The sequence below is a fragment of the Geitlerinema sp. PCC 9228 genome (assembly GCF_001870905.1).
Classification (GTDB): domain Bacteria; phylum Cyanobacteriota; class Cyanobacteriia; order Cyanobacteriales; family PCC-9228; genus PCC-9228.
In genome coordinates, this window is the sequence record NZ_LNDC01000099.1 from 1 (window position 1) to 12,058 (window position 12,058).

At 49.1% G+C, this 12,058-nt stretch carries 7 protein-coding genes; 3 read left to right on the forward strand and 4 right to left on the reverse strand.

All coding sequences use genetic code 11. From position 1 onward, the window contains the following. Window positions 1-1,001: 1,001 nt before the first annotated feature. Complete coding sequence (locus AS151_RS22065) at window positions 1,002-1,343, reverse strand: hypothetical protein (protein ID WP_170861358.1); 342 nt, start codon at window positions 1,341-1,343, stop codon at window positions 1,002-1,004. On the opposite strand from AS151_RS22065, the gene AS151_RS09510 reads away from it, so the two are divergent. Further along, a complete protein-coding gene (locus AS151_RS09510) occupies window positions 1,326-1,832 on the forward strand; it encodes a hypothetical protein (protein ID WP_139240594.1) in 507 nt (168 codons plus the stop codon). The genes AS151_RS22065 and AS151_RS09510 overlap by 18 nt on opposite strands. Window positions 1,833-2,009: 177 nt before the next feature. Further along, on the forward strand, window positions 2,010-4,523 hold the full coding sequence (locus AS151_RS09515; RefSeq protein WP_071516815.1) for a DUF4347 domain-containing protein: 2,514 nt from the start codon (window positions 2,010-2,012) through the stop codon (window positions 4,521-4,523). Between the two features lie 37 nt (window positions 4,524-4,560). Here the strand turns inward: AS151_RS09515 and pruA are convergent, their stop codons facing one another. After that, complete coding sequence (pruA, locus tag AS151_RS09520) at window positions 4,561-7,548, reverse strand: L-glutamate gamma-semialdehyde dehydrogenase (protein ID WP_071516816.1); 2,988 nt, start codon at window positions 7,546-7,548, stop codon at window positions 4,561-4,563. 648 nt (window positions 7,549-8,196) lie between these two features. Here pruA and AS151_RS09525 point away from each other — a divergent pair. Further along, a complete protein-coding gene (locus AS151_RS09525) occupies window positions 8,197-9,390 on the forward strand; it encodes a histidine kinase (protein WP_071516817.1) in 1,194 nt (397 codons plus the stop codon). A 3-nt stretch (window positions 9,391-9,393) separates the two neighbouring features. Here the strand turns inward: AS151_RS09525 and AS151_RS09530 are convergent, their stop codons facing one another. Both AS151_RS09530 and mutT read right to left on the reverse strand, forming a co-directional pair. Then, window positions 9,394-11,052, reverse strand: coding sequence for a S8 family serine peptidase (locus AS151_RS09530; RefSeq protein WP_071516818.1), 1,659 nt, complete (start codon window positions 11,050-11,052; stop codon window positions 9,394-9,396). Between the two features lie 478 nt (window positions 11,053-11,530). Next, window positions 11,531-11,944, reverse strand: coding sequence for an 8-oxo-dGTP diphosphatase MutT (gene mutT, locus AS151_RS09535; RefSeq protein WP_071516819.1), 414 nt, complete (start codon window positions 11,942-11,944; stop codon window positions 11,531-11,533). Window positions 11,945-12,058 lie beyond the last annotated feature (114 nt).

Genomic DNA, 12,058 nt, shown 5'->3' on the forward strand with positions numbered 1-12,058 from the left:
TGTTCTCGTGGTCAACGCCACCCTCTTTGGTTCATTCTTTTTATCGTTATTGTCGGAATTATGCAAGGATACCAAGGATATAGATACCTACAAACCATAAACATAAAAATATTTAACTTTTCATTATTCGTATCCCCATAGTTTGATGCCCTTCATAGTAATTTTTTCCAGGAAATGTTTGTAACCAAAGCGGCTTTCATCTTTTTTCGTATTTAGCTAGCCATTGGCTTATACCATTTCTGAAAAACAATGATTTTTTGGGATTTCCCGATTCCCCTGGTAGGGGCGCTCACGCGTTGCGCCCCTACAAAACCCTATTATTTCTTGCAGACTATTAAGGAAATGGTATTAGCTCATATTTCAGATTTTGCAGGTGTTGTGGCAGTTGTTCTCTAAAATTTTCAATAGCACCAGCTTCTTGACGACAATTCGTAAGCCTAGGTACTTTCATCTTGGTTTGCCATTCTCGACGGAGCGTATGATAAAGCGTCCTATAATTAATAAAAATCCCATGAACAACTCTTAACCAAAGTTGGATTTCTTTATAACTAGAGAACCCTTCCGGGTCCTAAGTTCTTGCTGAATTTTTTCCTTGTTTTCTCCATCAATTTTCGGAGGTCCCCCTGGAAACTTTTTTTCTCTAAAATGTCCTCCAATCCTTCTTCTCTGTATAAACGTAACCATCGATAAACTGTCGCTTCATGTCTTCTCACAATGATAGCTAAAGCACGGACGGTATTAACCATCTAAATTGTTAGAATATAAAGAGCGTGCACTTTGGCAAAGTTGAGGATCGTTTGTTGCTGTTTCATTCGTTTTTGTAGCGTTTCGGGCGATTCCGCAATTTGGATTTTTGAAACTCCTGACATGGTTTCTTCCTCCCTCAAAATTGCCTTAAAAATCCATCATCAACGTTGCATTCTTTTAAGGAAATGGTATTATACCAAGTCCGATGTACATAAACCCACCAAAATTTTGTAGGGTCGATTCGCGAATCGACCCTACGCCAGGGAATTTTCATGGATAAGATAGCGAGTCTGTTTGAGGTGAAATTTGGTATTAGAAGGCAGTGAAGGAAATGATGATGTTTCCGCTGGCGATGGTAACGACGGTGTTGCTACTTTCTCCGGCAACGACAATCTGCGTGGCGATGCTGGCGATGAAATCGTGAAGGCAACCAAGGAGATGACAATGTCGATGGCGGCGACGGCAACGATATCCTGTTCGGCGGTCAAGGCAACGACAATCTTCAAGGTGGCAACGGCGAGAATATACTTAGCGGCAATTTGGGAGATGATATCATTTCCGGTGGTAACGGTGCTGATGTGGTCTTCGGCGGTCAAGGCAATGACAATGCCAATGGCGACGATGGGGATGATGCAATCTTTAGCAGTCAGGGAGAGGATGTTCTCAATGGCAACAATGGCGACGATACCATCTTTGGCGGTCAGCAGGCAGATATTCTCACTGATGGTAACGGTGATGGCTTCCTTCGCGGTGACTTGCAGGAAGATGCGCTCACTGGTGGTGAGGGAAGCGATCGCTTTCTATTACGAAAAGTTTCTGGTGCTGACACGATCGCTGACTTTGAAGACGGGGTAGATTCCTTGGTTCTGCCTAGCAGTGACTTCCCCGTACAACCCAACGGCATCGCTGTTGAAGATTTAAACATCACGCAAGCCGAAGGCGGTACGGTGATTTCTGTTGATGGTAATGCTGTTGCTGGTCTAACTGGCGTTGATGCTAGTAACATCACCGAAGATGACTTCCAGAACATTTCCAATCTCTCAAAGCTAGAAAATCCCACAATGGCAAATTTTGATTTCAGATAAGGTGCATTCCATGCATCCTATTTTTTTATTCCATAGCAATTTTACGAAAGGTTTTGCTTTTTTCTAGAACATCCCTGCAAAAAGCCAAGCAGATGATAGCATCATTTTATCCTCCATATCTTTTTTCGTAGGTTGCTACACCAGAAGCAATACTTCGTCTTGCTGCCAGTAATGCCTATGCCACCATCTAAAACTTTTGGGATTTCCACCTTGCCTTCTCAACCCCTAGGATCTGTCTCCTCCCTGCAAGCAACAACCAACACCAATTGCCAAGCGTTGGCTTTCATCGACCCGGCGGTAAAATATTCCCAAAGCTTGATAGCTTGCGGTTTGCTTCCGGGAATCAAATCTGTTTTGCTGGATTCTGACCGCGATGGTATCCAACAAATTAGCGAAGTTCTCAAAAGCTACAGCCAACTGCAAGCCATTCATATTATCGCTCACGGTTCCCCCGGCTGCGTCTATCTCGGCAACAGCGTTCTCAATGAAAAGACACTACCTCACTATCGAGCTTACTTGCAAAGCTGGCAAACGGCTTTAACAGAAAATGCAGATATTCTGCTGTACGGCTGTCGCGTTGCCGATACCACCAATCAAATTTCTTTTTTGCAGGATTTGGCAGATTTAACCAAAGCCAATATTGCTGCCAGTACCAGTATCACTGGCGATGCCAACCAAGGTGGCAACTGGAACTTAGAATTTGAAATTGGTTGCGTTAGCTCACCTTTGGCAATGACCGCAGCTACCCGGCGAAGGTACACTGGGGTTTTGATTGCCTTAGATGTGAATACCACTGAAGATGAAAACGATGGCGATGCCGATACGGGAGCGGGATTATCTCTACGGGATGCCATTTTGATTGCTAATAACAATCCTGATAGGGATTATACCATCGAACTGACGGGGGGAGAAACGTATAATCTTAGCCTTAGCGATACCGATACCAGCAATTTTGAGATATCAAATCCCGATGCGGCGGTGGCTGACTTGGATATTGCGGGTGGTGCGAATATTACTGTTCGTGGTGTGGGAAATAGCGAGGCAGTTATTGATGCAAGCAGCTTGGGGAGTGGTGGCGAACGGCGCGATCGCGTTTTTGAAATATTAGACAATGGCAGTCTCACATTAGAAAATGTCCGCGTTACTGGGGGAAAAGTCCCAGAAAATGCTGCCAGGAGTGCCAATGACGGAGGCGGTATTTATGTGAAAGACAATGGCGAACTAACCCTTAACAATAGTACCGTGTCTGGCAATTCTGCTTTTTTGGGTGGTGGTCTTATCAATTTAGGCACTGCTACCCTAACCCAAAGCGAGGTATCTAACAATATTTCCTATCAAGGAGGTGGTATTAGCAACACCACCAGTTTGAGTGCTGACAGTGGCGGTAACCTTACCCTCACCAATAGCACAGTTTCCGGTAACACAGCCTATCAAGCGGGTGGCATTCGCAATACTTATAGCAGTGCTACCCTCACCAACAGTACTGTTTCCGGTAATTCAGTGGTGGCTGGTGGTGGCGGCATCAGCAATTTGGGAAACCTGACCCTTGCCAACAGCACGATTTCTGGGAATTCGGCGACATTTGCTGGTGGTCTCTACAACTACCGCAATGCCACCCTTGCCAACAGCACTGTTGCTGGCAATTCGGCCGATTACGGCGGCGGTATCTACAATTTGGGTAGCGTTACCCTTGCCAATTCTATTGTTGCCAATAGTGCCGGTGGCAGCGATGTACTGACCGAGAATGGCACCATCAATACCAGTGGTAGCAATATTGTGGGAGATGGCAGTTTCATCGCCACCAACGTACTCAACCAAGACCCCCAACTTGGTTCTCTTAGCGATAATGGCGGTGCGACCCAAACCCACAAACCTGCCGATGGCAGCGTGGCTATCGATACGGGAGATAATGATGCCGTTCCGGCGGATGTGCAAGACCTAGATGGGGATGGCGATACCAGCGAACCCATTCCTTACGCACAGCGGGGGGAAGGCTTTACGCGTGTCAATAATAATACGGTTGATATTGGGGCTGTGGAACTACAAGCAAGCGAAAGACCCCAGGAAATTTTGGGTTCCGATGTTAATGAGTTTCTAGATGGCGATCTTGGAAACGATGCGATCGCTGGTTTTGGGGGGAACGATACCATCAACGCTGGGTTGGGTGACGATACCGTCAACGGCAACATAGGCGACGATTTGCTAGCTGGTGAAGTAGGAAACGACGTGATTTTTGGAGGTCAGGGTAACGATATCCTCAATGCTGGCGAAGGGAACGATCTGATAAACGGAAATTTAGATAGGGACAATCTCAACGGTAGTGAGGGCAACGATACAATTTTTGGGGGTCAGGGTGGGGATATTCTCAACGGTGCCAGCGGCAATGACTGGTTGAGTGGCGATTTGGGAGAGGATACGCTTACTGGCGCTGGTGGAAGCGATCGCTTTTTCCTACGACCTGTATCGGGAAGCCATACCATTACTGACTTTGAAGATGGCGTAGATTCTTTGATACTTCCCACCAGCGATTTTCCCTTACAACCGAACGGTCTAACCTTTGCAGATTTAACCATAACCCAAGCAGACACTGGCACCGTTATTTCATTCAATGGAAACGATCTGGCTATTCTCACTGGCATTGATGCCACAAACATCACACAAGAGGATTTCCAACAGATTTCCAGTCTCTAAAATATAGGGGCGTTTCCCGAAACACCCCTACCGCAAATTAATAATCCGCTCCTTCAATCGGGGCAAATCCCTGACGCTGGATGTTTTCCGTAACCGTGCGCGGTTCTAAAAATTGTAGCAAGTAATCCGGTCCTCCGGCTTTGGAACCGACACCCGATAATTTGAAACCGCCAAACGGCTGTCGCGCCACAATCGAACCCGTAATACCACGGTTGATGTACAAATTGCCCACTTCAAATTCTTCCTTGGCGCGGTCGATGTGAGAAGGCGTGCGGGAATACAAACCGCCAGTGAGGGCGTAGTTGGTATCGTTGGCAACTTGCAAAGCTTCGTCGAAATCGCGCACGCGAATCACTGATAGCACCGGTCCGAAAATTTCCTCTTGGGCAATGGTAGCATCTGGAGGTACGTCCGTGAAAATAACGGGACCTACAAAATATCCTTCCTCTGGTGCCGGCATTTCTAGAGCGACTTTAGCTTCTTGCTTGCCGCGGTCGATATAGGCGCGAATCTTGTTGGCTGCCGAAGCGTCGATGACCGGACCTACGGTGGTACTTGGTAAAGCCGCATCCCCGACATGCAGCGATCGCGTGGCTTCAATTAACCGTTCCACAAAGCGATCGTAACACCGTTCCACCACAATTACCCGCGAACAGGCAGAACATTTTTGTCCGCTGTAGCCAAAGGCAGAATGCACCACACCTGCCACTGCTTCGTCCAAATCGGCGCTTTCGTCTACAATAATGCCATTTTTGCCCCCCATCTCGGCAATCACCCGTTTCAGGTGTTTTTGACCGGGTTGCAATACCGCCGCATCGGCGTAGATTTTGCAACCTACTTCTTGCGAACCGGTAAACACAATCGTATTCACATCCTTATGCTTCACCAGATAGGAACCCACGGTGGACCCTTTTCCGGGAAGAAACTGAAACACCCCCTCGGGAACCCCGGCAGCCACCAAAATTTCCGCAATCTTCGATGCTACCACCGTGGAAAATTCTGCTGGCTTGAGTAATGTACAATTCCCGGCTACCAGGGAAGCTACCGTCATTCCTGTAGGAATAGCAATGGAAAAGTTCCAAGGGGCAATTACCAAGGTAATTCCCCGGGGTTGGTAGTGGTAGCGGTTGGTTTCTCCCGGTACATCGAAGTTCCACCCCGGCTGCAACCGTTCCATTTCGCTGGCGTAGTAGCGACACATATCAATGGCTTCGGAAACTTCGACGTCAGCTTGTCGCAAGGGTTTGCCGGTTTCCAAGACCATCCAGGCTGCTAGTTCCGCACGGCGGTTTTCCATTAAATCGGCGGCGCGACGCAACAGGGCAACCCGTTCTTCTACGGGGGTTTGTTTCCAGCTGGGGAAGGCTTTTTTGGCAGCTGCGATCGCTGCTTCCGCTTGTTCGACCGAAATCATGCCTAACGTAGCCACCACTTGGTCGGGATGGGAAGGATTCACCGAGTCGAGATAGGTTTCTGTTTGTCGGTATTCGCCGTCAATCAGTGGTGAAATGGTTTTCCCTAACGATTTGCGTACCTGAGCGAATCCATGTTGGGCAGCTTCCCGTTTTTCTGCTTGCGAATAATCGCTATCCGCTGCCCCCTCATAATTCTTTACCGGCGAAGGATAAGTGGCTTGCTCGGTTTTCATGGCTGCGGTGACTTTAGGCGGCGCAATGAGTTCGTCGATGGGGCGTTCTTCCAAATCCTGTTTGAGAAAAGAACTGTTGGCGGTATTTTCTAGCAAGCGCCGAATGAGATATGACATCCCCGGTAGCAATTTACCGTAAGGGGCGTATACCCGCACCCGATGTCCCCGCTTGACAAGGGCTTTGGCAAGTTTTTCGCCCATCCCATATAAAACTTGCATTTCAAAGCGGCGGCGGGGAATGTTCAAATCTTCGGCAATGGCGCAGGCGAGAGCTTGCGATCGCACGTTGTGGCTACCAATGGCGGCGTAGAGATGTTCGTGATTTTCTAACAGCAGTTGGGTTAAATATTCAAAGTTGGCATCGGTGGCTGCTTTGTGGTTAAATACTGGTTGCGGCCAGTGATTTTTTAACGCCCGAATGGTTTCGGTGTCCCAATAGGCTCCTTTTACCAAGCGGACGGTGATGGGCGTTCCCCGTTGCTTGGCCCATTCGATCGTATCTTGCAAGTCGCGATCGCTTTCTCGCAAATAGGCTTGAATGGTTATCCCCACATCGCTGCGCTGGCGAAACTCATCTTCGGTCAGCAATTCTTTCAGGATGGAGAGGGTTAAATCTTTATAGGCGTACTGTTCCATGTCAAAATGGATAGCCACCCCCATCTGAGCGGCGCGACGTAACAGGGAACGGGCTTTTTCCAGTACGCGATCGCGGGACGTTTTTTCCGCTAAGGGATCAAACTGAGAATACAACGCCGTCAACTTGACAGAAATCTGAACTTGTGGTATGCGATCGCCATCAGCTCGATCGATTTGCGGTACGACGGACCATTTTTGAGCCGCTTCGCGCAAACGCTGCATTAAATTCAGATAGCCCTGATAGTACTCCCGCGCCTCCGATTCGGCAATGACCGCTTCCCCTAGCAAATCGATGGTAAACGCCATTTTTTCCCGACGCAGGCGTTCTACGGTTTTAATAACCTGTTCCACCGTTTCCCCAGCAATGTAGCGGTAAGCCAGGGTTTCCACCGCTTTGGCAAAGGTTCCTCCCGCTAGTTGCCCGGGAACCGAATCTGCCTTGGAAAAATTCAGCAATTTTTTCAAAGCATTGGGCAATTCTACCTGAGAGGCCGTCATATACTCTTGTAAATGATGGGCTATCTCCGCATTGCTTTGCAGCGCCGGCAAACAGTCAATCAAATGAAACAACTGTACCCGCAAGCCGGGATTGCTCATCGCCCAAGCCAACAAGGTAGAATCCCAGCGCATTTCGCGCATTTGTGCCCACCAGGAACGATTTTCTCGTGTAGAGGCTAGCAGTTCGGTAGCGATCGCTTGGGTTTTTTCTTCGTAAGTATTTTTCGATAGTTGGACAACCACAGTGATTCTCCTAAAATCGTTGGATAAGGAAATAAAAAAAGGCCAGCGTGTAATTGCTTGGGAGCTTCAATTCGACCCGAAAAGATAAAACTGGAATTGCATTGGGAGTGCGTTTTGGCCACGCTCACCGCCAATTGAGCAATAGAAAGATTCTATTTCCGTTTTGGCACGAAAACGAAAAAATAGCCACCAAACAGCGACTGCCAGCAGGCTCGGAGACTCCAATCATTCAGTGTTGAAGTTTTTAGGACCGCTTTCCGATCGATTTGATACAAAAGAGAAAAAATTTTCTACATCCGGGATCGCCCCTGTGCCACCATCGCCTCGCCCAACTGCCAAAAACTCTCACTATCCCCCCCCACATCTCGGTTCGGGGCAGCCGAGCTAAAATGGAAATAGCCTTGCTAACTTAAAATAAATGTTCCCGATCCAGCCATCCAGCCACAGCCAACCAGGCACTTGGCGCGCCCCACAAGCACGCCCTGACTTGCAACGTCCATTTCGTTGTATTCTTTCCCAGTCAAGGCTTGGTCAAATTTCCGAATTTAGAGTATAAAGAGAAAACAAAGGACCCATCCCTGCTACCAACGTACAGGGGGAAACCCCCGTAGAGCGTTTCCACCTCTTCCTGTTGAAAACCTAGATGGCATGATAGCTGCTCGTGAAGTGTACCCCCAATCCGAAGCTCTGCTGCAACTATTGCTATTCGTGGATAAGCGCCCCAGTTCGCGGGAGCATATCCAACGGATCCGGCACCACTTGCAAGAACTGCACAGCAACTATACATTCGATTTGCGCGTTGTCGACGTAGGAGAATCACCTTACCTAGCCGAACATTTCAAACTCGTCGCCACTCCTTCCCTAGTCAAAATCCATCCAGAACCCAGACAAACGCTAGCGGGAACCAACTTAGTAGAACAGCTAGACCGTTGGTGGCCCAAATGGCAGCAAGCGGTGGAAGTCTACAAATCCCAGTGCGAACTCAATCCCTCGCGAGGTCAAGCCGGTCAAAGTGAATGTACGAACCTCTCGCCCTCGCAAAACCTCTCGGTCATGCATTCGGCGGAAATCATGCGCATGTCAGACGAAATTTTCCGTTTGAAGCAAGAAAAAGCAGAACTGCAGCAGCAGTTGCAATTAAAAGAACGCTTAATTGCCATGCTGGCACACGACCTGCGCAATCCCCTCACCGCCATTTCCATCGCTTTAGAAACCCTCCAAACCCATCTGGGATCGGGGGAAGAACCCCCTGCCAACTTCAAACCTTCCCTAGTCGCCCAACTAGTCAAGCATGCGCGTACCCAAACCAAAAACATCGAACGCATGATTTCCGACTTGCTGCAAACCGCTCGCAACGCCGAGCAACCATTTCAACTGCAGCGGCAAAAATGCAATCTCAAGCAGCTGTGCGAAGAGGTGATTGAATATTTCCAAGAACGCTGTGCTTCCAAATCCCAATACCTGCAAGCGGACTTGCCCAACGATTTGCCCCTGGTCAAGGCCGATCCCGAACGGGTACGCCAAGTGCTGACCAACTTAATCGACAACGCCATTAAATACACCCCGGAAAATGGGGTCATTCAGGTGGCTGCCCTGCACCGCACCACCCGCAACGTTCAAATTAGCGTTTGCGACAATGGATTTGGTATTCCGCCAGAAAACCAAAAGCATATTTTTGAAGATCGTTTTCGCCTGCAACGGGACCAAGAAGCGGAAGGCTACGGCATTGGCTTGTCGCTGTGCCAGCGATTGATTCGCGCCCACTACGGGGAAATTTGGGTAGATTCGGTTCCCAACCAGGGCAGTTGTTTTCACTTTACCTTGCCGGTTTATGGCATTTAACGGCTAAGGCAGCAACCCCTTAGGATCGGCAGTGTCTATCAAGATTTGTTCGATTTGCTGGGGCGTCAAGCTGGGGTTGGCTTCCCGCAGCAAAGCCACCACCCCACCCACATAGGACATAGCCATGGAAGTACCGCTCAACCCCACGTATTGGTTGTTGGGCAAGCTAAAGGTAGAAGTACTGGCGGGTACGGTGGAAGCGACGGCTTCCCCAGGAGCAACAAAGAAGGGATAGCCACCCAGGGTGGCACCGGCGGGATTGGAAAAATCAATGACTTCCTGCTTTTCGTTTACGGCACCCACAGCAATGCCCAAATCTAAGGCAGCGTATCTGGCGGGAAAACCGGGAAAACTGGTTTCTTCCCCTTGGCCGTCGTTGCCGGTGGGCATAATGGCAGGAATGCCGGCTTTCCTCGCTTCGGTGAGGGCTTTTTGGGTTTTTGGTAGTTCGTTGAAGGGCTGGCCAATGGGAATGTTAATCACATCGGCACCATTGGCGATCGCATAGCGAATGCCTGCTGCTAACCTACTATCAGAACTTCCATCTTCTCCAAAAACCCGCACTGGCATAATTTGGGCGTTGTAGGCGACACCGGTTACCTCCCATTCGTTGCCGCTCAAGTCCGTATCGATGCCATTGCGGCCGGCTGCCACCGTACCGGCCATGTGGGTGCCGTGACCGTTTTCATCCCGCGGGTCCCGATCTCCATCCACAAAATCGTATCCCCGCACGTCGTCAACAAAGCCATTGCCATCGTCATCTATCCCATTGTTGGGAATTTCATCGGCATTCACCCACATCTGAGTGGCCAAATCGGGATGTTCTGGAGCTACCCCCGTATCCACAACCGCCACCACTACACCTTCACCGGTAATTCCCTGTTCCCAAACTTCCGGTACCTGCAAGCGATTTAAATCGTTGTAGTTGGAAAACGAACTGGCAGGGGTCAAATCGGTTACTTCAGGAAACGGTTCCTGGGCACCAACCGCCGCTGCTACCGCTGCCGATGCATCCACCATACCGAAGCCGTAGCTGGGACTAAAATTAGCCGGCGGTTGTTGTGGCTGTAACGGGGGTTGGTCGGTAGGCGTTGCTGCTGCCATCAGAGTGTAGCTGGTTTCTCCAGAAAATTGGGTAACGAGGGCAAAATATTCCCCTGCTCCCAAATTGGGAATTTCTACGCTTTCTGCCGCCGTTCCCGGTCGTACGGATTGACCGATGAGTTCGTCAAATTCAATGGCTTGGTTGTTGTTGATATCTTGAACCAGACGCAGGTCGGCGTCGCTTTCCAAATCGTCAAGCCCCAAAACAAAATTGCTGGTACGTTCCAATTGCAAGCGATAGAGATCCACCGATTCCGTTTCGCTCACTGACTGGCGCACCACTTGCGTGTCTTCAATGCTCCCCAAGTCGGCAGCGGTGTCTAATGTGCTACCCACATCCGAACGAACAATGTCAAAAACTTCTAAAAATTGAGAGAGGTCTCTACCTTCTGATAAAACATCTGCGAACATGAGCGTTTTTCCCTCATTGGCAATTAAAAACGAACCGAAAGCCCAAGGTGTAGTTAGCAAAAAAAAGGAACAACTAGCCGCCAACGAACGGCCAAAATTTCTCATCCAGGTTTTGACAGTTGGTTGGTCAGGGGGAAGGTCGTTCATAGGTTTTTTTCGGATAGGGAATTGCCAGCATTGCCCTTATAGAAACAGTATGGGAAGGCTAAAACCCCTGGTGCTTTAGCCAGGGGATACAGCCAACTTTGGGGCTTGCGCCCCATGTCAGTTAGAATATCGGTGTGGCCAGTAGGCGTATCAACTGCGCTAAGAGGCATCCTAGTACGGCACCATCCCGGCATATTCGTCACTACGGTTTTAAGCCGCAAGCCCCTATCACTGCCAACAAGGGCAGGATGCTGAGCGTATCGAACTGACTTAGTGTTGAAAGGTGCGAAACCACATAGGCATAGAAGTAGTCCCAATGGCGACAAAAATCGCTTGAGGTGAGTAAGTAGGGGTGCTTTGACTGGTTCCACCCGGCTTCACTTCTGGGTGCCAGTCTAAAAGAAAAGCGTAGCAATGCAGCTTCAGCCCATCGCGGAGCATCCTTTGGGAATCCTCTACTCTTTAGAGAGGGGAGCCCTCAAGCGGATTGTTCTTTTTGGAGAGCATTGATAATTTGCAGGTTGGCTTCGGGAAAGGCAAACCCATGCAATTGTTCTACATGGACCCAACGAATTTCTTCGCATTCTAGCGCTTGGGGACGGCCGGCTACATGGTGGCAGTGATGCACCACTAAGGTGACGCGAAAGGTATCGTAGGTATGGGTAATCTCCACTAAGCGATCGCCTACGCGAACGTCAATGCCCAATTCTTCTCGAATTTCCCGACGGATACATGCATCGTAAGTTTCCCCAGATTCAATTTTGCCCCCTGGGAACTCCCACAATCCTCCCATTTCTCCTTCTCGACGGCGGCGGTCGATGAGAATTTGATTTTGCTGGTTCCAAATAACAGCAACACCGATGTATTTGTGGGGGAATGCAGCCTCAGTCATACTGTATTTTGGGGAATTCGTCTTTGTTCTTTGTAGCATGTTTTGGAGGAGGGAGCGTGGGGGTATGGGAGACAAAGATAAATTGTATTTCCATAATTACCTCATTTTCTCATT